Origin of the sequence: Providencia heimbachae ATCC 35613, from assembly GCF_001655055.1 — a bacterium.
Classification (GTDB): domain Bacteria; phylum Pseudomonadota; class Gammaproteobacteria; order Enterobacterales; family Enterobacteriaceae; genus Providencia; species Providencia heimbachae.
In genome coordinates this window covers 1-21,626 of the sequence record NZ_LXEW01000024.1, presented here as the reverse complement: position 1 = coordinate 21,626, position 21,626 = coordinate 1, and the positions used below count along the sequence as shown (strand labels likewise).

25 protein-coding genes are annotated in these 21,626 nt (G+C 41.1%); 23 read left to right on the top strand and 2 right to left on the bottom strand.

Going from position 1 to position 21,626, the window contains the following annotated elements:
- Window positions 1–502: 502 nt before the first annotated feature.
- The 4 genes from potA (at window position 503) to potD (ending at window position 4,435) form a co-directional block, all read left to right on the top strand.
- Window positions 503–1,612, top strand: a complete 1,110-nt coding sequence (gene potA, locus M998_RS08025; RefSeq protein ID WP_068440323.1) for a spermidine/putrescine ABC transporter ATP-binding protein PotA — start codon at window positions 503–505, stop codon at window positions 1,610–1,612.
- Complete coding sequence (potB, locus tag M998_RS08020) at window positions 1,599–2,462, top strand: spermidine/putrescine ABC transporter permease PotB (RefSeq protein WP_068440326.1); 864 nt, start codon at window positions 1,599–1,601, stop codon at window positions 2,460–2,462. Before potA ends, potB begins: the two co-directional genes overlap by 14 nt.
- Window positions 2,459–3,244, top strand: coding sequence for a spermidine/putrescine ABC transporter permease PotC (gene potC, locus M998_RS08015; protein ID WP_068440329.1), 786 nt, complete (start codon window positions 2,459–2,461; stop codon window positions 3,242–3,244). The genes potB and potC overlap by 4 nt, the downstream gene beginning before the upstream one ends.
- Window positions 3,245–3,385: 141 nt before the next feature.
- Complete coding sequence (potD, locus tag M998_RS08010) at window positions 3,386–4,435, top strand: spermidine/putrescine ABC transporter substrate-binding protein PotD (protein ID WP_068908340.1); 1,050 nt, start codon at window positions 3,386–3,388, stop codon at window positions 4,433–4,435.
- Between the two features lie 81 nt (window positions 4,436–4,516).
- On the opposite strand, the gene M998_RS08005 is transcribed toward potD, so the two are convergent.
- Window positions 4,517–5,074 (bottom strand): NADPH-dependent FMN reductase, encoded by a 558-nt coding sequence (locus M998_RS08005; RefSeq protein ID WP_068440336.1) that lies wholly within the window; start codon window positions 5,072–5,074, stop codon window positions 4,517–4,519.
- A gap of 305 nt (window positions 5,075–5,379) precedes the next feature.
- Here M998_RS08005 and M998_RS08000 point away from each other — a divergent pair, with 305 nt between their 5' ends.
- The 19 genes from M998_RS08000 to M998_RS07910 all read left to right on the top strand — a co-directional run bounded on the left by M998_RS08000 (window position 5,380) and on the right by M998_RS07910 (window position 21,389).
- Entirely contained in the window at window positions 5,380–5,952 is a 573-nt protein-coding gene (locus tag M998_RS08000; protein WP_068440339.1) for a TetR/AcrR family transcriptional regulator, read from the top strand.
- Between the two features lie 41 nt (window positions 5,953–5,993).
- Window positions 5,994–6,836 (top strand): transcriptional regulator, encoded by an 843-nt coding sequence (locus M998_RS07995; protein ID WP_068908338.1) that lies wholly within the window; start codon window positions 5,994–5,996, stop codon window positions 6,834–6,836.
- Window positions 6,833–7,351: a FidL-like protein gene (locus M998_RS07990; protein ID WP_068440347.1), complete on the top strand. Its 519-nt coding sequence runs from the start codon at window positions 6,833–6,835 to the stop codon at window positions 7,349–7,351. The genes M998_RS07995 and M998_RS07990 overlap by 4 nt, the downstream gene beginning before the upstream one ends.
- Before the next feature lie 831 nt (window positions 7,352–8,182).
- The gene (locus M998_RS07985; RefSeq protein WP_004249182.1) at window positions 8,183–8,461 is read left to right on the top strand and encodes a BMC domain-containing protein; all 279 of its coding nucleotides are present in this window, start codon (window positions 8,183–8,185) and stop codon (window positions 8,459–8,461) included.
- A 19-nt stretch (window positions 8,462–8,480) separates the two neighbouring features.
- Entirely contained in the window at window positions 8,481–8,765 is a 285-nt protein-coding gene (locus M998_RS07980; RefSeq protein ID WP_068440349.1) for a BMC domain-containing protein, read from the top strand.
- A 15-nt stretch (window positions 8,766–8,780) separates the two neighbouring features.
- A complete protein-coding gene (locus M998_RS07975) occupies window positions 8,781–9,059 on the top strand; it encodes a BMC domain-containing protein (protein ID WP_006658501.1) in 279 nt (92 codons plus the stop codon).
- 63 nt (window positions 9,060–9,122) lie between these two features.
- Window positions 9,123–10,766, top strand: coding sequence for an acetaldehyde dehydrogenase (acetylating) (locus M998_RS07970; protein ID WP_068908336.1), 1,644 nt, complete (start codon window positions 9,123–9,125; stop codon window positions 10,764–10,766).
- 26 nt (window positions 10,767–10,792) lie between these two features.
- The gene (locus M998_RS07965) at window positions 10,793–11,056 is read left to right on the top strand and encodes a EutN/CcmL family microcompartment protein (RefSeq protein WP_068440357.1); all 264 of its coding nucleotides are present in this window, start codon (window positions 10,793–10,795) and stop codon (window positions 11,054–11,056) included.
- 31 nt (window positions 11,057–11,087) lie between these two features.
- Complete coding sequence (locus M998_RS07960) at window positions 11,088–11,330, top strand: hypothetical protein (protein ID WP_068440359.1); 243 nt, start codon at window positions 11,088–11,090, stop codon at window positions 11,328–11,330.
- A gap of 7 nt (window positions 11,331–11,337) precedes the next feature.
- Window positions 11,338–12,468: a 1-propanol dehydrogenase PduQ gene (locus M998_RS07955; RefSeq protein WP_068908334.1), complete on the top strand. Its 1,131-nt coding sequence runs from the start codon at window positions 11,338–11,340 to the stop codon at window positions 12,466–12,468.
- Between the two features lie 79 nt (window positions 12,469–12,547).
- On the top strand, window positions 12,548–15,979 hold the full coding sequence (gene cutC / locus M998_RS07950; protein ID WP_068908332.1) for a choline trimethylamine-lyase: 3,432 nt from the start codon (window positions 12,548–12,550) through the stop codon (window positions 15,977–15,979).
- A gap of 82 nt (window positions 15,980–16,061) precedes the next feature.
- Window positions 16,062–17,012 carry a choline TMA-lyase-activating enzyme gene (cutD, locus tag M998_RS07945; protein WP_068440368.1) on the top strand — a complete coding sequence of 317 codons (951 nt, stop codon included), beginning with the start codon at window positions 16,062–16,064 and terminating at the stop codon, window positions 17,010–17,012.
- A gap of 13 nt (window positions 17,013–17,025) precedes the next feature.
- On the top strand, window positions 17,026–17,469 hold the full coding sequence (locus M998_RS07940) for a BMC domain-containing protein (RefSeq protein ID WP_068440371.1): 444 nt from the start codon (window positions 17,026–17,028) through the stop codon (window positions 17,467–17,469).
- Window positions 17,469–18,113 (top strand): phosphate propanoyltransferase, encoded by a 645-nt coding sequence (locus tag M998_RS07935; RefSeq protein ID WP_068908331.1) that lies wholly within the window; start codon window positions 17,469–17,471, stop codon window positions 18,111–18,113. Before M998_RS07940 ends, M998_RS07935 begins: the two co-directional genes overlap by 1 nt.
- Before the next feature lie 15 nt (window positions 18,114–18,128).
- On the top strand, window positions 18,129–18,821 hold the full coding sequence (locus tag M998_RS07930) for a hypothetical protein (protein WP_068908329.1): 693 nt from the start codon (window positions 18,129–18,131) through the stop codon (window positions 18,819–18,821).
- Between the two features lie 93 nt (window positions 18,822–18,914).
- Entirely contained in the window at window positions 18,915–19,343 is a 429-nt protein-coding gene (locus tag M998_RS07925; protein WP_068440378.1) for a DMT family transporter, read from the top strand.
- Between the two features lie 23 nt (window positions 19,344–19,366).
- Window positions 19,367–19,693, top strand: coding sequence for a DMT family transporter (locus M998_RS07920; RefSeq protein WP_068440380.1), 327 nt, complete (start codon window positions 19,367–19,369; stop codon window positions 19,691–19,693).
- 208 nt (window positions 19,694–19,901) lie between these two features.
- The gene (locus M998_RS07915) at window positions 19,902–20,237 is read left to right on the top strand and encodes a tRNA-binding protein (protein ID WP_068440382.1); all 336 of its coding nucleotides are present in this window, start codon (window positions 19,902–19,904) and stop codon (window positions 20,235–20,237) included.
- 468 nt (window positions 20,238–20,705) lie between these two features.
- Window positions 20,706–21,389, top strand: a complete 684-nt coding sequence (locus M998_RS07910; protein WP_068440385.1) for a helix-turn-helix domain-containing protein — start codon at window positions 20,706–20,708, stop codon at window positions 21,387–21,389.
- Between the two features lie 2 nt (window positions 21,390–21,391).
- Here M998_RS07910 and M998_RS07905 read toward each other — a convergent pair.
- On the bottom strand, window positions 21,392–21,626 hold a 235-nt coding region (locus tag M998_RS07905), incomplete at its 5' end, for a DUF2628 domain-containing protein (RefSeq protein WP_156510940.1).

Sequence of the window (21,626 nt, the reverse complement as noted above, 5' to 3'; positions counted from 1 at the left end):
TATTTGTTTTTTATGATGCGTCATTCCATTATTATGATAACCATATGAATTGTAGATAATTTAAATTATTTTACTTTATATTATAGATAGAGAAAACCTATACATAATGATGTGTTGATTAGTTCAGTTGCTATGAGGCTTGTTTTTATTAAAAAGCAGTTTTATTTATAGATAATTCATAATGAAAGCCAAACGAAATGGCGAAAATGGCTTTCAATTTAGGGGAACAGTGTTTATCATGATTCCCTTATTGAACGATAAATGGCGCTACTGGTTTGGGCTTTGCTGGGGACGAATTTATATACTCAAGATAATTCTAGTTGCATGTAGACAGCAACCGATGATATCCCGACGAACATACATAAGTATGTGACTTGGGTAGCAGAGAAAAGCTAACAACCCTGCAGCTTGAAGTATGAAGAATATATCTCCGACAAGCTTATACAGTCTTTAACGGTGGCGGTTCTATCTGCATTATTCTTAGGGATAGAGTGTATTATAAATGACTGAGACAACCTCTCTGACACCACTCGTCGAATTAAAATCTTTAAACAAAGGTTTTGATGGCAAACAAATTATTTCCGATCTTGACTTAACCATCCGAAATGGTGAGTTTTTAACTATTTTGGGTCCTTCGGGCTGTGGCAAAACGACGGTTTTACGTCTTATTGCAGGTCTCGAAGATGTGGATGATGGTCAAATTATTCTTGATGGTCAGGATATTACAGATATCCCTGCGGAACAGCGTTTTGTGAATACTGTATTCCAAAGCTATGCTTTATTCCCGCATATGACCGTATTCGATAATGTTGCTTTTGGCTTACGCATGCAAAAAACACCCACGGCTGAAATTCAAAAGCGTGTGGATCAAGCTTTGCGTATGGTACAGCTTGAAGACTTTGCCACTCGCCAGCCTAACCAGCTATCGGGTGGGCAACAGCAGCGAGTTGCGATTGCCCGTGCGGTAGTGAATCGTCCAAAAGTGTTATTGCTGGATGAGTCTTTATCTGCGTTAGATTATAAATTACGCAAACAAATGCAAAATGAACTCAAAGCCCTTCAACGAAAATTAGGTATTACCTTTATTTTTGTAACACACGACCAAGAAGAGGCTTTAGCCATGTCCGACCGTATCATTGTGATGCGAGAGGGCAAAATTGAGCAAGATGGTACACCGCGTGAAATTTACGAGGAGCCTAAAAACCTGTTTGTTGCTCAATTTATCGGTGAAATTAATATTTTTGATGCGAAAGTTTTATATCGCATTGATGAAAAACGTATTCGTGCCAATGTTGAAGGGCATGAATGTGATATTTTCACTGAACTTTCCGTCAAAGAAGGGCAACATGTGAATGTTTTGCTACGCCCTGAAGATTTGCGCGTTGAAGAAGTCAATGATGCCGATAATTACCCTGGCTTGATTGGTTATGTTCGCGAACGTAACTATAAGGGAATGACTTTAGATTCCGTGGTTGAGATGGAAGATGGCAAAATTATTATGGTTAGCGAATTCTTCAATGAAGATGATCCTGATGTCGACCACTCACTTAACCAAAAGGTTGCAGTAACTTGGGTTGAAAGCTGGGAGGTAGTTCTGGATGATCATTCGTAAACATAAAATCTTGCAAAATGTCATCATCACCGGTGTTGTTGCTTGGCTGATACTGTTTGTTTTTTTGCCTAATATTATGATTATTGGGGCCAGCTTTCTCACCCGTAGCGATACCAATTTAGTTGATCTGGTTTTTACATGGGATAACTACATTCGTTTATCTGATCCTATGTATGCAGAGGTGATGCTGCATTCACTGAAAATGGCATTCATTGCGACATTTTTTTGTCTGGTGATTGGTTACCCATTCGCTTTTATATTGGCAAAGCTGCCTAAACGTATACAACCCTTGATGTTATTTTTACTGATAGTGCCATTTTGGACTAACTCGCTGATCCGTATTTACGGTTTAAAAGTGTTTCTGAGTACCAAGGGGTATATGAATGATTTTTTACTGTGGATTGGCCTTATCGATAAACCCATTCGGCTTATGTATACGCAAGAAGCGGTAATCTTAGGGCTGATTTATATTTTACTGCCATTTATGGTGATGCCTCTGTATTCGAGCATCGAGAAGCTTGATAAATCTTATTTAGAGGCTGCTCGCGATCTTGGTGCTAACAAGTTACAAACGTTTATAAAGATCATTATTCCGTTAACCATGCCGGGGATTATTGCAGGCTGTTTATTGGTTTTACTGCCTGCGATGGGGCTATTCTATGTTGCTGATTTAATGGGAGGCGCTAAAAATCTCCTGATAGGTAACGTCATTAAAAGTCAGTTCCTGAATATCCGTGACTGGCCATTTGGAGCCGCAACAAGTATTTTCTTAACGGTGATGATGGGGCTCTTGCTGTATGTGTATTATCGAGCTGCTAAGCTTTTGAATAAAAAGGCGTATGAAGAATGATCGGACGTACATTGCGTGGTGGCTTTATGGCCATCATCTACGCTTATCTTTATATCCCAATCATTATATTGATTGTTAATTCATTCAATGAGTCGCGTTTTGGTATTCAGTGGCAAGGGTTTTCAACTAAATGGTATGAACTATTAAGTCATAACGATAGTTTGTTAGAGGCCGCGGGGCATTCATTGACAATGGCAGTTCTTTCCGCGACGTTTGCTACGGTTATCGGCACATTAACGGCAGTAGCACTATTTCGATATCGCTTTAGAGGGAAACCTTTTGTGGGTGGAATGCTGTTTGTCGTCATGATGTCCCCCGATATTGTCATGGCGATATCCTTGTTAGTTTTATTTATGATCCTTGGGGTTTCCCTTGGATTTTGGTCATTATTATTTTCACATATCACCTTCTGTTTACCTTTTGTGGTGGTCACGGTCTATGCAAGATTAAAAGATTTTGATGTGAAAATGCTTGAGGCTGCACGTGACCTTGGCGCAGGTGAATTTACCATTTTACGCAAAATTATTTTGCCACTCGCCTTGCCTGCGGTTGTCGCAGGGTGGTTACTTAGCTTCACGTTATCAATGGATGATGTTGTTGTTTCTTCCTTTGTAACAGGGCCAAGTTATGAAATTTTACCGTTGAAAATATACTCAATGGTAAAAGTGGGGGTTTCCCCTGAAGTGAATGCATTAGCAACGGTATTATTATTGATGTCGCTTATCTTAGTCTGCCTGAGCCAATGGGTGATGAGAGATAAGTATTCAAAGCGCAGTAAGTAACACAATAAATTATAGAAGCTGTGGATTGCAGCTTCTTTTCCAATGCCATTAGGCGCGAGGGTGGGCTCCAATTGAGTCTATAAGATATATACCTGTCATCGTTACGGGATAACAAAACACTTTGTTGAGGGAAACTCAGTCATGAAAAAATGGTCCTATCTGTTAGCCGCAGGCTTAATGGCGGCAAGTATTGGTACAGCAACTGCCGATGACGATAATAAAAACGTACTGTATTTCTATAACTGGACAGAATATGTTCCCCCCGGTTTATTAGAGCAATTTACTAAAGAAACGGGTATCAAGGTGATCTACTCCACCTATGAATCAAATGAAAGCATGTACACCAAATTGAAGACCTATAAAGAAGGGGCTTATGACTTGGTGGTTCCATCGACTTATTTTATTTCTAAAATGAGTAAAGAAGGCATGTTGCAAAAGATTGATAAAAACCAGCTTAGCAACTTTAAAAACCTTGACCCAAACCTGATCCATAAAGAATTCGACCCAAAAAATGATTATTCAGTTCCTTATATTTGGGGCGCGACGGGTATTGGTATTAATGGTGAAGCGATTGCGCCAGATACGGTGACTTCATGGGCAGATTTTTGGAAACCTGAATATAAAAATAGCTTATTGATGATGGATGATGCGCGTGAAGTTTTTCAGGTGGCGCTGAATAAGCTGGGTTACTCCGGTAATACAACAGATCCTAAAGAAATCGAAGAAGCCTATAATGAGTTACAAAAATTACGCCCGAATATTTTAGCATTCAACTCAGATAACCCGGCGACACCCTTTATTGAAGGTGAGGTTGATGTGGGGATGTTGTGGAATGGCTCAGCGTTTGTTGCAAGGCAAGCCGGCTTACCTATTGAAGTTATTTGGCCAAAAGAAGGCGGTATTTTTTGGATGGATAGCCTAGCAATACCCGCGAACGCAAAAAATGTCGAGGGCGCACATAAACTAATTAATTTCTTATTACGCCCTGAAATTGCCGCTCAAGTGGCGGAATCGATAGGTTATCCGACACCAAATTTAGAAGCTAAAAAATTATTGCCGGCTGAAATTGCGAATGACCCTTCTCTTTATCCAAGTGAAGATGTTCTGAAAAAAGGTGAGTGGCAAAGCGACGTGGGGAATACGAATATCATTTATGAAGAGTATTTTCAAAAGCTTAAAGCTGGACGTTAATTAATTCTGTTTTTTCAAACCAAAGGCATCGCATTATATTCTGCGGTGCCTTTTTATTAAAAGAACATCTTGTTTCGGTTATTAACGTTTTGCGTTATGAGCAACAAACTTTGCAAAAGTATCAGCCCAAGGTTGGAGGAAATCTTTACTTTTAGCCGCTAAATTATCTTGTTCATCCACCATACCGTCATACCATTTTAAGAAACACTCTGGTTGATTCATGGTTGGCATATTCAAGAATGTCAGGCTATTACGCAGATGCTGTTGTGCAATGGCCGTACTGATATTACCGATAGAAACCCCTAGTAGACCTGCTGGAATACCTTCCCAAGAGTTATCCCCCCAAGGGCGAGAACCTTGGTCAATAGCATTTTTTAATACACCAGGAATTGAACGGTTATATTCTGGTGTGGCAAAAATAATACCATCGCAAGTTTTAATTTGATCTTTAAAATCAGCAACAACGGCAGGAACATTTTGGTCAGCATCTTGGCTATATAATGGTAGTTGGTCGATTCTGATAAATTTGAACGAGAAATTAGCAGGAAATAATTTAATGATAGCTTTAGCCACTTTCAAATTGTATGAATCGGCACGTAGGCTACCAACAACAACACCAATACTATATTGACTGGACATAGTACAAACTCCTTTTCAGATGATTTAAATTCAGGTTATGAAGATTTTTCATCACAACTGAACATATCGCTCTACTTTAATAATTAAACATCATTATGTTCAAGTCTGCAAAACTAAGTTAAATGAATAAATATTATATAGTCCGTAAAAATTATTTTATTTTTTAAATAAATCACGTGTTTATGGATATTCATAAATTGATATTGTGAAGTGAATTACACTATTTAGATTTAACCACTAACAAATTAAGGTTACTTGATTTTAGTCAAAAGGAAACATACCGACTGGTCGGTATTATCCATCCCATGAATAGACTTACTCCACCTAGAAAAAAAGACCCAGTAAAACTGCAAGAGGACTTACTCAAAGCTGCACGTATGATTGCGGGTAGAGAAGGCATCGCTTCTTTGTCTCTCAATGCGGTTGCTCGTGAAGCCGGTGTGAGTAAAGGTGGATTATTACACCACTTTCCAAGTAAGCAAGCGCTTATCTATGCGTTATTTATTCAATTACTAAACATTATGGATGACCGTATTAGTGGCATCATGATGAATGACCCGAATTCTTATGGCCGATTTTCTCGCGCTTATCTGCATTATATTGGTGAATTACAAGACTCAGATGAGAGCTTTCAGCTCGCTTTTTTATCATTAGCCATGCCGACAGAGCCGGTATTACGCAAATGTTGGCGAGACTGGGTGATCGGGCATTTAGCGAAAGGGGATGAATTCGATAATAGCCACTTGGGTGCATTAGTTCGCTATTCAGCTGATGGGCTATGGCTCTCTGCATTAACGGAGGGGCAAACTCTCTCCAAGCAAGAGCGAGATGCGATTGTTAGCCGGCTAACACAAATTTCGTTTGAAAAAATTCAGTAATACTCGAAATAAAATCAATCTAAAAATAGAATGGGGCGGCAGTGAAATACAAAATAAATGCCTTAATTATTTATGATCCAGCGGATGGCACTTTATCTTTGAAGGAAGATCAGGTGGATACTCAGCTGTCTATTACTGCCAACGCATTATTAGTCTATTTTATGAAAAATCGTGGTGTTATTTCTCGTGATGATGTTTTAACCGCGGTGTGGGATGATAACGGATTGGTTTCATCCAATAGTAATTTAAACCAATATTTAAGTTTATTGAGAAAAGCATTTCGCCAGTATGGTATTGAAAATATTATTGTTACTGTTGCTCGGGGGCGTTTAGAGTTTAACCCGGAAGTTTCGGTTGAGCTTATTGATAAAAAGGGACTTGACCCAATTGCACATATTAGTAATTTAAGTGAGATACAAGAAGCAACGGTGGTTTCATCCCCTAATATTGTGCTCACGCCTTCCCCGATAGTCACTCCTGAAAAAGCCATCCCGTTAACCAAAGAGAAAAAAGAAATTTGTTGGTATTTAGCTAGCGCCACTTTTCTTCTCTGCTCTGTTTTACTTGCGGTGATGGCTTATTTATCAAATCAGCCATCACAACCGATTAGTTTAACTGTATTGGAACACAATAAGTGTGACGTCTTGTCAAATGAAAAGATGATCAATGGCACCGTTGCACTTAAATATGTACAGAATTTTGATACGGTACGAAATAATTTGAGTCTAGAGTGTGTTGATAAGGAACGCTTTGTTTTCTTTTATGGCGATAAGCTACAAACCAATGGATTAGGTAGAGTATTTTTAGCGCACTGTGCCGTTAATGAAGATAATCCATTTAGTTACTGTGATAACTATTTTTATTATTCTTGGAAACCATCATGAAAATGACAGGAAAAGTATTGTGTATAATAAGTGCTTTACTGTTTATTATTGTGGCAATTTATACACAATCAGTGATATTTGCGAATAAAAATGATGGGATGATGGTTTGCTCAACGAAAGGCATTATGCGTTTCGAAAATATGACGGATGAGAACGTCAATGCCAATATTCACTTTAATTTTAGCGCAAATGGACAAGGTTCTATCGTGGTTGAAGGATATACCGATTCCAAAGCCGGATGGCTTTATTTGCAGCGCTATGTGAAATTTAATTACACCACTAAACGTGTTTCGCCCACTGAGCGACATTATAATGTGAGCCAATGGGAATCAAGTGCCTCTTCTATTGATGAATCTCCCGATGTTATTTTCGCTTACTTTATGCGAGAGATGTCAGACAGCCACGATGGCTTATTTTTAAATGCACAAAAGCTTAATGACAAAGCGATATTATTAAGCTCTCTCAATTCTCCTCTTTATATTTGCACTCTTAAACCCGGCAGTAAGTTTGATTGATATACCCGTCATACTTCAAGTTGCAGGGGTGTTGACCGCACTCAGCTACCCGAATCGCATAGTTAACCTATGCTCACCGGGCTATCTTCGCTTGTCGCCTACCTGCAACATGAATTATTTTGGGCATATACCCGCCATGGGTCATACTTCAAGTTGCAGGGGTGTTGACTGTACTTAGCTACCCGAATCGCATAGCTAACCTATGCTCATCGGGCTATCTTCGCTTGTCGCCTACCTGCAACATGAATCTTAATCAATAATCCACTCATCAGCCCTTCTTAGTTACTACTAACAAATTAAACTCTCCCGATGAGCCGATCACTAAGCATGTGGTTCGTGTTATTGAGTGAAGTCAGTGCATCGATAAAATGCCAGAGAGCTTATAGACGAGTGACCGCTTCCACACTTTGAATTGACTAAATCACCAACCCTTTCCAGCTCAATAATATCTTGTTAACAATTCCACTGTTTAACGCTAAATCTAAAACCCCTTAATTTTTACTCACCATACAGATACGTGAATTTTTTCATTATTCAGCATTGTTATGTGAAAGTAGCGTTTGTCAGTCTAATTAACAGATGATAATTCTAAATAGTTATGTGTTGTGGATTTATATTTTGTTTTGTTTTTTGAGGGATATAGTGAATTTGAAGCCAAGGTCTGCGTTCAATAAATCACCACGCAAGCACATTGGCTCGAGTTATACCTGTCATACATCAAGTTGCTTGGGCGTAGCTTTCGCTCAGCGCTTACAAGCAACCTGAATTATTTTGGGTATAGAGAGATTAAGAGTAAGAAAACCGTAAACCGGCTTCTCGGAGGAAATAACAATGGGTGATGCATTAGGTCTTATTGAAACTAAAGGTTTAGTGGCTTGTATTGAAGCAGCGGATGCAATGTGCAAAGCCGCAAACGTCGAATTGATTGGCTATGAAAATGTGGGCTCAGGCCTAGTGACTGCGATGGTTAAAGGCGATGTTGGTGCCGTAAAAGCCGCTGTCGATTCAGGTGTTGAGTCTGCCCAACGTGTTGGTGAAGTGGTGACATCTCTTGTTATTGCTCGACCGCACAATGATATCAACAAAATCGTAATTAAACATAAGGCATAACTTTTCCTGGAGGAAAAATATGGGTGACGCATTAGGTCTTATCGAAACACAAGGGTTGGTTGCGTGCATTGAAGCGGCTGACTCTATGTGTAAAGCCGCCAATGTTGTGCTGATTGGTTATGAAAATGTTGGGTCAGGTTTAGTGACTGCAATGGTAAAAGGCGATGTCGGCGCAGTTAAGGCCGCTGTTGAATCTGGTGTTGAATCTGCATCACGCGTTGGCACTGTGGTGACTTCTTTGGTTATTGCTCGCCCTCACAGCGATGTCCAAAAAATAATCACACAGTATAAAGTTGCGGAATAAAACAGGAAATTAATTATGAAAGAAGCACTTGGTCTAATCGAAACGAAAGGTTTAGTAGCATGTATTGAAGCTGCTGACGCGATGTGTAAAGCCGCCAATGTTGAGTTAATTGGCTATGAAAATGTAGGTTCTGGCTTAGTGACTGCGATGGTAAAAGGCGATGTTGGTGCGGTCAATGCAGCGGTTGAATCTGGCGTTGAAGCTGCAAAACGCGTTGGCACAGTCGTGACTTCACGTGTTATCGCAAGGCCGCATAACGATATCGGCAAAATTGCACAGCAACACAAAGCTTGAGTTGTTAGCAGAAAAACAATCAGTTTATTTAGTTAATTTTTTGACTCCGATACGGGGGAAGACATGGTTGCATTAGACAAAGATTTGCAATCCAGACAACTAGCAAGAGAGCTAGTTAGAAACGCGAAACAAGCACAGAAAGTTTTTGCTACTTTTTCGCAGGAAAAAATCGACAGTATCGTTAAACACATTGCTATTGAATCCGCCCTTCATGCAGAAGAGTTGGCGAAAATGGCCAATGAAGAGACAGGTTTCGGGAAATGGCAAGATAAAGTCCTGAAAAATACGTTTGCTTCATTGCGTGTCTATGAACACATTAAAGATCTGAAAACCGTTGGCATCATCAATGATGACAAAATCAATAAAGTGATGGATGTGGGCGTTCCATTAGGGGTTATTACGGCATTAGTACCTTCAACTAACCCAACATCGACCATTATCTATAAGACATTGATTGCCTTGAAGGCAGGTAATGCAATCGTCTTTTCCCCGCACCCAAATGCAAAAGCTTGTAGTTTCCGCACCTTAGAAATTGTTAAGAAAGCCGCTTTAGAAGCGGGTGCACCAGCCGGTATTGTTGATGGTGTCACTATGCTGACATTAGAGGCGACCAAAGAATTAATGCATAGCAAAGATGTGTCTTTGATTCTGGCGACGGGGGGTGAAGCGATGGTGCGTGCCGCTTATGCATCAGGTACACCAACGATCAGTGGTGGCCCGGGTAATGGTCCTGCCTTTATCGAACGTAGTGCCGATATCAAGAAAGCCGTTAGTGACATCATTACCAGTAAAACGTTTGATAATGGCGTTATCTGCGCATCTGAGCAGTCAATTATCGTTGAACGCTGTATTTACAACGAAGTACATCGTGAGTTGTTAGCCCAAGGCGCTTACTTCATGAATGAAGACGAAGCAAAACGCATGGCATCCATGCTATTGCGAGCCAACGGCACTATCAACCCTGAAGTGGTCGGAAAAGACGCGATTTATCTAAGCCAACGCGCTGGTTTTACTGTTCCAGCCAATACCAGCGTATTGATCGCGCTACAAGAGACGGTTTCGCCAAAAAACCCGTATTCACGTGAAAAACTGTGCCCAATCTTAGGCATGTATATCGAAGAAGATTGGAAATCAGCCTGCCATCGAGTGGTTGATTTGCTGACTAACGAAGGCCTAGGTCATACGTTGGTGATCCACACACAAAACGAAGATGTTATTCGTCAATTCTCGTTAGAAAAACCAGTTAACCGTATTCTGATTAATACACCAGCAGCACTTGGCGGTATTGGTGCAACCACTAATCTTACTCCTGCACTGACACTAGGTTGTGGCGCAGTAGGTGGCGGTTCGAGCTCTGATAACGTCGGTCCAATGAACTTATTGAATGTACGTAAAGTGGGATATGGCGTGCGCTCGATTGATGACCTCAAACAGCCAGCACAGGTATCTGCGCCGACTTGTTCTGCTCAGCCGGTGACGGCAACGGCAAGCCATCCACAAGTTAGTATTCTTGATGATGATAGATTCCATCGCCCATCCGTTGTACCGGCAGCTGCTGCACCTGCAGCTTATCAGCAAAGTGATGACAGATTTGGTCATGCAATTAACACCGCATCTATTGCCGAAGCGGTTGTCGCGCAAGGGGATATCACTGAAGAGAATGTCGAGCAAATTATCAAGGCGGTTCTCGGACGCCTCAATAAGTAACTCATTGAAATAAGGCGGTATAAACCATGATCCTTGCAAAGGTAATCGGACATGTTGTCGCAACGCAGAAGTGCCAAGAGCTCAGCGGAAGTAATTTGCTGATGGTTACAGCCCTTGGTGATGATCTTGAGCCGTTGAAAGACAAAACGTATGTGGCAATGGACAGTGTAGGTGCAGGTATTAATGACATTGTCTTAGTCGAAGAGTACTTCGCTTTGAATAAAGATAAGTACAAGGCCATGTCAGTGGTTGCCATTGTGGAAAAGGTTTATCGGAATAACAGGAGCTGATGATCTTTGCTGATGATTTTTGCAGTAATTTATGAATAAAAATCAAAGTAAAGAAATTGTTGTGCGCTTTGAATTGTCGATGAAATTGTCATTTCAAGCAAAACAACAAAGGACGGTAGCCCTACGGGTTCGATTAAAAGGCGTTTCACTTATTTTTCTCTGCGTTGAGAGCCTCTTGCCTAGGTTACTAGGCGGCGAGTCTCCCGCCTTGACTAAAATGCTTTTAATTCGAACAAAAATGAACCATCAAAGATTAACAGCTCCTTGGGAGTAAAAACAGTATGAATCAGTTTCTGATCAAACCGAGGGTGCAATTTGGTGCGAATGCATTGGATTACCTCTCACAAGTGAGTGCCCGACACGCGTTTATCGTGACGGACAAAGCCATGGTGAAATTTGGGCTGGCGGACGAAGTGACTCGTCGGTTATCGCAACGTGGTATTGCATTTTCTATCTATGATGATGTTGCGCCAGATCCCGATATTTCAGCCATTGTTAATGGCATGAAAATCATGGATATGCATTACCCAGATTTGGTCATTGCACTCGGTGGTGGATCGGTTATCGATGCTGCTAAGGCTGTTATCTACTCCCTCTGGCATACCCGCAAAGACGTAAACAGAGCTAAACCACAGTTTATTGCAATACCGACAACCAGTGGTACAGGTTCAGAAGTGACCGCATTTTCGGTGATTAAATCACAATCAGAAAAATTAGTTTTGGTTGATGAGTTTATGTTACCGGACGTGGCAATCCTTGACCCAGTTTTGGTGAAGTCAGTGCCTGCTTCTATCACAGCTGATACTGGAATGGACGTGCTATGCCATGCCTTGGAAGCTTATGTTTCGCGCACAGCATCTGATTTTTCAGACGCGTTAGCAGAGAAAGCAGTGCAGTTAGTTTTTGGGTATCTAATTGATTGTCATCGTGAAGGTAGCAACGTATTTGCTCGTGAAAAAATGCATAACGCATCTTGCATCGCAGGTATGGCTTTTACCAATGCCTCTTTAGGGATAACCCATAGCTTAGCGCATGCATTAGGGGGGGTATTCCATGTTCCCCATGGTCGTGCTAATGCATTGTTGATGGCGCAAGTCGTTGCTTTTAATGCGGATTTAGAAGGGCATTGTGATACTGAAGCGGCAAAACGCTACGCATCACTCGCCAAAAACTTGAGCTTACCTTCGTCTTCTGTCCGTGAAGGTGTTGAAAGCCTGATTGTGGCAATCAATGTGTTGAAGGATGAAATGAATATGCCAAAAGGCATTCAGGCTACAGGTGTCAGTGAAATAGATTTTAATACCCGTTTAGGGGAAATGGTTGGGCAGGCATTGCGTGACAGTTGCACCCCGACTAATCCACGGGATGTTAACGAGAAGCAACTGGAAACGCTCTATCGAAACGCTTTTTAAATAAAGGTTTTATGTAGTTAACGCTTTTATGTGATGAACAACGAACTAAAAAACATAACGAACATCAGGAGAGGCTAACATGGCCAAATATGCTTTGACCCCACGCGTAAAAATGCTGGCTGAACGTTTAAGTGCCCGCAATAGCTCAATCATTACTGAACGTGCAAATATTCTTGAAGCACTGGGAAATCAATTAACCGGTGTTCCACAAGCGATTAAACCAGCTCAACGCTTTTATGAATTCATCCGTAATTTTCCTGCATTTATCGGGCAAGATGAATTGATCATCGGTAGTCAATCTTCCACACCTCGCGGTGCCATTTTCCATACCGAAAATGAAATACATAGCGGCAGTATTTATGAATTTTTAGCCGGAGATAGCGCAATCGCTGCGCCTGATTATTTAACGGTTTTAAACGTGGGCTTTGTCGCGATTAAAGGCCAGTTAGAAAATAGAGTCAGAAATATCGGCAGTGCGGTGAGCCGTAACAGTATTGATGAGGCAAATAATTGTCGCTCTGCAATTTATGCATGTGATGCTGCAATCAGCTTTGCACAATCGCTATCTGCTAAAGCTGAAAGTATGGCAGCCAGTGAGAGTAACCAATATCGTCGTGCAGAGTTATTAGACAGTGCTGCGGTTTTACGTAATGTGCCAGCAAACCCTGCGCAAACTTTTAAAGAAGCCTGCCAAGCATTCTATTTATTGCAGCTTATCTTACATCTGGAAAATGGCAGTTATGCCGTTAACCCAATGGGATTTGATAAGGCGGTTTATCCGTTCTATCAACGTGATATTGAACAAGGTCGCTTAACACAATCACAAGCTTATGAAATTGTTGAAAGCTTATGGTTAAAACTGGCTGAATTATCCGAAGTGCGTTCGACAAAAGTGATTGACGGTTACCCAATGTTCGATGCATTGACGCAAGGGGTGTATATCAATGACCCGCGTCTTTGCATCAATGAGCTATCCGCCATGTTGCTGTCAGCAAATGAAAATATATCTGCGTTAAACGGCGGGTTAAAAGTGCGTTTATACAGTGGGCAAGCCAGTACTCAACCCCAGTATGCAGCACCACAAGCCGGCTATGTTACCCCTTCAGTCGCGCAAGATAATGACGTTAAAGTGATGGAAGGCTTAACGCCTCGTTTACAGCGTTTACGTAGCCGTTATTTAGAGGCTCGCCCAAGTGTTTCAATTTATCGCGCTTTAGCTTTTACTGAAGTGGCGAAAAGTAACCCCGGTTTACCGACAATTTTATTACGTGCCAAAGCGTTTCGCCGTGCATGTGAAACTGCGCCTATTTTGATTCAAGCAGAAGAGTTAATTGTTGGTCACCCATGTGGTAAGCCACGTGCAGGCGCATTCTCCCCTGATATTGCATGGCGCTGGGTCGTCGAAGAACTCGATACCATGGGGACGCGGCCACAAGATCCGTTTTATGTTTCTGAAGAAGACAAAAAAGTCATCCGCGAAGAGATAGCGCCATTCTGGGAAAACCGCTCATTGGATGAAATCTGCGAAGCGCAATATCGTGAAGCAGGAGTATGGGAATTTAGTGGCGAAACCTTTGTCAGTGATTTGTCTTATCACCAAATTAATGGCGGTGGTGATACTTGTCCGGGTTACGACGTATTATTGTTCACCAAAGGGATGAATGGTATTAAAGCGGATGCCCAAGCCCATTTGGCTAACCTCAGCATGGAAAATCCAGAAGATATCGACCGCATTTATTTCTACAAGGCTTCTATTGAAACTTGTGAAGGTGTCGTGGCTTACGCGCACCGTATTGCGGAACGTGCTCGTGAATTAGCGGCAAAAGAAACCGATCAAAAACGTCGTGAAGAACTGTTGACGATTGCCGAAGTTAACCAAAATGTACCGGCTAATCCGCCAACGACGTTACAAGAAGCATTGCAAAGTATTTGGACAATCGAGTCACTGTTTGAAATTGAAGAAAACCAAACGGGTTTGTCATTAGGACGCGTCGACCAATATTGTTTGCCTATGTATGAAAACGACATTAAAACAGGCCGCCTAACCCAAGACCAAGCATTGGAAATGATGCAGGCGTTCATTATCAAATGTGCCGAATTAATGTGGATGTCGAGTGAATTAGGGGCGAAATATTTCGCAGGATATCAGCCATTTATCAACCTAACTGTCGGTGGGCAAAAACGTTCAGGTGGTGACGCCTGTAATGAGCTGACTTACCTGATTATGGATGCAGTACGCTTTGTTAAAGTGTACCAACCCTCACTGGCTTGTCGTATTCACAACCAATCCCCACAAAAATACATGGAAAAAATTGTGGAAGTGGTCAAAGCCGGTATGGGGTTCCCGGCCTGTCACTTCGATGATTCACACATCAAAATGATGCTACGCAAAGGTTTTGATTTTGAAGATGCGCGTGACTATTGCTTGATGGGTTGTGTTGAACCACAAAAATCAGGTCGTATTTATCAGTGGACTTCAACAGGTTATACCCAATGGCCTATCGCTATTGAATTTGTCTTAAATCGTGGTCGCATGGTGTTATTCGATAGCTATCAAGGCTTAGATACCGGTGATTTACGTGATTTAAAAACCTTTGAAGACTTTGATAACGCAGTGAAAGCACAGATTGCGCATATTGTTCGCTTATCCGCGATTGGTACGGTAATCAGCCAGCGTGTTCACCGTGATGTTGCACCAAAACCATTAATGTCTCTGTTTGTTGAAGGTTGCATGGAGCAAGGTAAAGACGTTGCCGCAGGTGGCGCAATGGTTAACCACGGCCCAGGTTTGATTTTCTCTGGGTTAGCAACTTATGTAGATTCTATCGCCGCTATTCGAAAATTAGTTTACGAAGAAGGCCGCTATACCCTTGAGCAGGTTCGTGATGGCTTATTAGCTAACTTTGAAGGCTATGAAGAGCTACGTCGTGACTGCTTGAATGCGCCGAAATTTGGTAATGACGACAATTATGTTGACCAATATGCATTGGATATTACCGAATGGACAGAGCGTGAGTGTCGCCAATACAAAATGCTTTATTCAACATTGAGCCACGGCACCTTATCTATCTCAAACAACACGCCAATTGGTGAGCTAACGGCGGCGACACCAAACGGTCGTTTAGCTTGGATGCCGCTATCTGATGGTATTAGCCCAACACAAGGTGCGGATAAACAAGGCCCAACCGCCATCATTAAATCAATCAGTAAAATGAATGTTGAAACCATGAATATCGGTATGGTGCATAACTTCAAATTCCTGAAAGGGTTATTAGATACACCTGAAGGTTGCCATGGCCTGATTACCTTGCTGAGAACCGCATCCATCTTGGGTAACGGTCAAATGCAGTTTAGTTATGTTGATAATGAAATGCTGAAAAAAGCGCAACAAGAGCCTGAAAAGTATCGTGATTTAATCGTCCGAGTTGCTGGCTACAGTGCCTACTTCGTTGAACTGTGTAAAGAAGTTCAGGATGAAATTATCAGCCGTACCGTAATTGAGAAATTCTAAGTCAAGCTTGGCAGGTGTGAGACCCATGCCTGCCATTTCAAGATAAATATAATAAATTTTAGTGAGTTTTGGAGATGCGATGATGGGTACGGCGGCAGAAATAAAAGGTCGGATATTCAATATCCAGAAATACTCCATTTATGATGGCGATGGCATTCGTACACTGATTTTTCTTAAAGGATGCAACATTCGCTGCCCTTGGTGTGCCAACCCTGAAGGATTGAGTAGCCAGTTTCAAGTGATGTTTTCCCACGATAAATGTGTCAGTTGTGGCAAATGTGTGGATGTGTGCCCTACGGGTATTCATTACATGACCGCTAATGAGCAGGGTGAACAGGTTCATCGAGTGAATCGTAATATCGATTGTATTGGCTGCCGCAAGTGTGAAGAGGTCTGTATTGGTGGTGCATTAGACATCATGGGTAAAGATGTGACCGTTGCCGAAATGATGGAAATCATTATGCAAGATTATGATTTTTATATTTCCTCTGGTGGTGGCGTGACAATTGGTGGTGGCGAAATGAGCCTACAAACTGATTTCGCGGTAGAGCTGCTACGTGAATGTAAAAAGATGATGATTAACACGGCAGTAGAAACTCAAGGCACTACATCGTTAGCCAATTATGAAAAATTAGCGCAAGTTGTCGACCTGTTTTTGTACGACATTAAACATATTGATACTCACCAGCACAAAAATTTATTTGGTATTGGTAATGAAAATGTACGCCGTAATCTGGAAAGATTAGTGGATCTTGGTGCCAACGTGGTGGTGAGAATGCCTTTAGTTCGTGGTTATAACGACTCATTTGATGCCATCACGGGGGCTATTGAATACGCAATCGAATTATCGAAAAAAGGCAATGTGAAGCGAATTGATATCCTGCCATACCACCAACTCGGTCGAGGCAAATATGACAAGCTCGACATGATTTATCCCATGAAGAAAGACCCAACTTACAGTGCAGAAGAGTTAGACCAGCTCGAGGCTTTCTTTAAGACATTCGATTTTGATATTCGACTTGTTCGTCATTAAGTAGGAGAGACAAATGCAAAGTTTAGGTGTGATTGAAACTCGGGGGCTGACATCGGCAATTCAAGCCGCTGATGCTGCATGTAAAGCGGCAAGTGTTGAAATTGTCGGTTATCGGAAAATAGGCTCTGGATTAGTTTCTGTCTATTTTCAAGGGGAGATTAGTGCCGTGCGTACGGCGGTCGATCACGGCATTGAGGTGATTGCTAATCAACAATTGCTGGTGGGTTCTTTGGTGATAGCACGCCCAGAACCTTGTGTTATTACTAAGTTATTAGCGGTAAAAAGCCAAAAAGGTGAATTAGAAAAAAGTATCGATAAAGTTGAAGCTAAGGCGCAAGTTGCTATTGAAGATAAACTTGTCGAAATAAAAGCTGAAAATTCAACAAAAATGGATACGGTAATAAAAACTGACGTGATAAAAGAGCCTAAAAACTTACTGAATAAAGGTAAGAAATAATGATTAATCAGCAACTGATGGGCAAAATTCTTTCTCGTCTATCAGCGCATAATCCTGCGCTGGGTTTGGAAAGTAATATCGCCATTCCTGTGGGAATATCGAACCGCCATGTTCATCTTTCTCAAAAGGATGTAGAAGCCTTATTCGGTCAGGGTTATCAGCTAACACCGTTTAAAGACTTAAAACAACCAGGGCAATTTGCGGCCAAAGAGTGTGTCATGGTGGTTGGGCCGAAAGGGTCAATTAGCAAGGTAAGAGTGCTTGGCCCTGTACGTCCTCAAAGCCAACTTGAAGTCTCAAAAGCAGATTGTTTTGCATTAGGTATCAAAGCGCCGGTACGTGAATCTGGTGATTTGAGTACCTCGGGTAGTGCGCTGCTAATTGGTCCCGCAGGCCATGTAAACCTTGAAGAGCAAGTCATTTGTGCTCAGCGTCATATTCATATGAGCATCATGGATGCGAGAGCACTCAATGTGGTGAATGGGCAAAAAGTGCATATCCGTACTGAAGGGGAACGTAGCTTAATTTTTGACGAAGTTGTGGTGCGGATTGATGAGCGATTTTCCCTTGAGTTTCATATCGATACTGATGAAGCCAATGCGGCGGGTTTACGTAATAGCGATAGCGTGTTTATTGTTAGCTGATAGGAAGGTGGCAAGATGAATGAAAAACGTATCGAGCAGATAGTGGCGCAGGTTTTACAATCGCTCAAAAAGAAAGTTTTAGTGGTGCTATCCCCCGCTCAGGGGTATGAGCAGGCTATTTACCAGCGTTTAATGCAGCTTTCTACCGTTTCTTTTTCTGTATATGTCACCAATGAGATGCTGGCTAACCCTTGTTCTGATAAGTGGAGTTCTCTGGGGAATATACTCACGAAGAGCACATTTGAAACAAATATGTTGATGCAATATCAGGCTGTTTTTCTTCCCTTTATTGATGCGAAGACAGTAGGGGAAGTTGCAAATGGTCTATTTACCAGTGAAGAAAGCCAGATTACTTTAGCTGCTTTAGCGTTAGCGATGCCTGTTATGGCATTGAAATATCATTGTTGTCCTGAAAGTGAATTAAGTCAGGTTTTAGGTTTGAATAAAAATAAACACTATAACAACCTTATTAAAGATAATATAAATAAGGCAATATCATTAGGCATTAACTTTGATTCATTTAATGATATTGAAAATAAATTGTTATTAGAAAGTAATGAATTAAATATAAAGTCTAAAACAAACCAAATAAACTCGAGTCGCTATATTACTTTAAATGAAGTAATGAATGATCCTGGAGGATATTCCACAAGTAAAAATAAATTAACTGATTCAGCAACTGATTATTTGAAGTCTTTAAAAAAATAGAAACAATCCAATCTATACCTAAAATAATTCAATATTCCTACAACTTGAAATATGAAAGGTATATATATTCTTAATAGAGTAGGAGCACTAATTATGTCCCCTAAAGCTAAGGCCTGGCTGTGGATGCTGGCGGTTATTATTTCCGAAACCTCAGCAACATCAACATTAAAAATGTTTGATAACAGCGTAGGAACCACTAAATCATTATTATTAGCATTAATCGTTGTACTTTATATTATTTGCTATTACTCACTTTCACGTGCGGTTAAATATATTCCTGTTGGCCTCGCTTACGCGACATGGTCAGGCACTGGCATATTAATGGTTTCGACATTGGGAATGATTTTTTATGGTCAGCATCCTGATACTGCGGCAATGATTGGTATGGCGGTTATTGCCAGCGGAATTGTTATTATGAATCTATTTTCCAAAATGGGCGCTGAGGAATCAGAAGAAGTTGAACAGCCGGAAAAAGAAATTCAAACGGCCATACCATCAATTAATAATAAAGCCGCTCACTAATTTTAAAGGTTAAGGGGAATATTATGTTTACTGGATTTTTATGGCTCGCACTATCTATTGGTTCTGAAATAACGGGCACATCAATGATTAAAAAAACCAATAGCTTTAGTAAATTAGCGCCATCAATATTAGTTATCTTTGCATATTGTCTGTGTTACTTCGCACTCACTCGTGCCATGGGGTATATCCCCGTCGGCGTTGCTTATTCATTATGGTGTGGATTTGGTATTGTCGGTGTCACCTTAGTGTCGATGATCCTCTATAAACAAAAACCAGATTTTCCAGCGGTATTTGCTATGGGGCTGATTATTTCAGGCGGTATCATTATGAATGCGTTTTCAACGATGTAACTTATTAATCGATCACTCTTTATCTTATTCAATGCCCTTAATGTTTTATTAAGGGTTTTTTATATTATGTTTCGTATTAAAAAAATTGATTGTTTGGCGACACAAAATGCAGGTTTGAAGATAAAGGCTTCAATGCTTTCTATGCTAACGTAATAACTAATTAACTCGAATTATTTTGGGTATAAACGCTTAATTTAGGAAATTATGTATGCAAATTATTGAGTGGGATGATTTTACCCGTGTAGAAATGCGTGTTGGAACCATCGTCAGTGCAGAAGTGAATAGCAAAGCGAAAAAACCCGCTTATATAATGGACGTCGATTTAGGTGAATTAGGGATTAAACGTTCAAGTGCTCAAATTACAGTGAACTATACGCCAGAGCAGTTAATCGGGAAACAGGTGCTATGCGTTTGTAATTTTGAAGCAAAGCGGATAGCAGGGGTAAAATCAGAAGTGTTAATTACTGGAGCACCCGATGATAACGGAGATATTGTTTTAGCCGAGTTTAGTTTGCCATTACCTAATGGTTCCCGCTTAGCCTAAAAAATACTCGTCATATTTCAAGCCGCAGCGTTGTTGGCTGCGTGCATTCGCCCTAGTCACATACTTATGTATGCTCCTAGGATCTCATTTACTTGCCGCCTAGCTGCAACTTGAACTATTTAGAGTATTTAGAGTATTTAGAGTATTTAGAGTATCGCTCGGTATATTTTGTGACTCATTCTATTTCAAGCCGCAGCGTTGTTGGCTGCGTGCATTCGCCCTAGTCACATACTTATGTATGCTCCTAGGATCTCATTTACTTGCCGCCTAGCTGCAACTTGAACTATTTAGAGTATTCAGGGTATCGCTCGGTATATTTTGTGACTCATTCTATTTCAAGCCGCAAGGTTATTGGTTGTGCGTATTCGCCTTAGTTACATACTTGTGTATGCTCCCCAAGATATCCTCGCTGCCTTTCATCAGTAAAATGGGTATACTTCTATCATTGATATAAGTAGGAGTCCCCCCTTGCTATTACCTGAACTTCATTTTCGCCAATATTCTGACGAAGTTATTTCTCATCAACATGATGGGCAGTGGCAAGTCGTTTTTGCGTTATCGGGTGAGATGGAAATCAATATGCATCGGCAACATTTTCGATTAAATGCAGGAAATGGCGTGGTGATCCCACCGAGTGTTAGCCATGCGTTTAGTGGCCAAACAGGTAATCAAAACTATGTGCTCGAAATGCCAGCGACTGCGCAATGGGCATTAAATGAGAAAATGGGGCATTTTTCGTTAACGCCGGCAGCAATAGGGTTATTAAATTGGTTGAAAAATTTCCCTCAAGCACCGGAACAAAACTTCACCGTCACTCGCTTATTACTCGCACAATTGAAGCCTGAAAACCGATGGCTTGATAGCTTAACGCAATGGCTTGAGCTTCGATTGCACTTGCCAATCAGCTGTGAAGATATCGCCACCGCATTTTGCATATCAGTGAGCACGTTACAGCGAAAAATTAAGTCAGAAACGCAATTAACTGCAATGCAATTTTTATTGCAAAAACGAATGGAAGCGGCGGGAAGTTTATTATTAACCAACAGCACGGTTGAACAAATCGCCCTGTCTGTTGGCTATGATTCTCATTCAGCGTTTAGCCAAGCTTTTCGTAAATTTTATGGAAAAACGCCAATTGAATATCGTAGTTAGGCTTAAACCATTCGGATCCCTTCGAATGGGTTCCAACCATCTAAACCGTTGGTCTCTTTTAAGTAGTAAGCATAGTTTGCCACCATCGCCCATAAAACTGACACACCGACTGATAACCCCGTGTATGCACCATTAGGCATACCACCAATGATCGTGTCGATGATAGCAAGAACAATACCGAAACCAATTGAAACGCCTAACAGTACTAGCCCTTTCTTCCATAAGCCTAAAATTAAT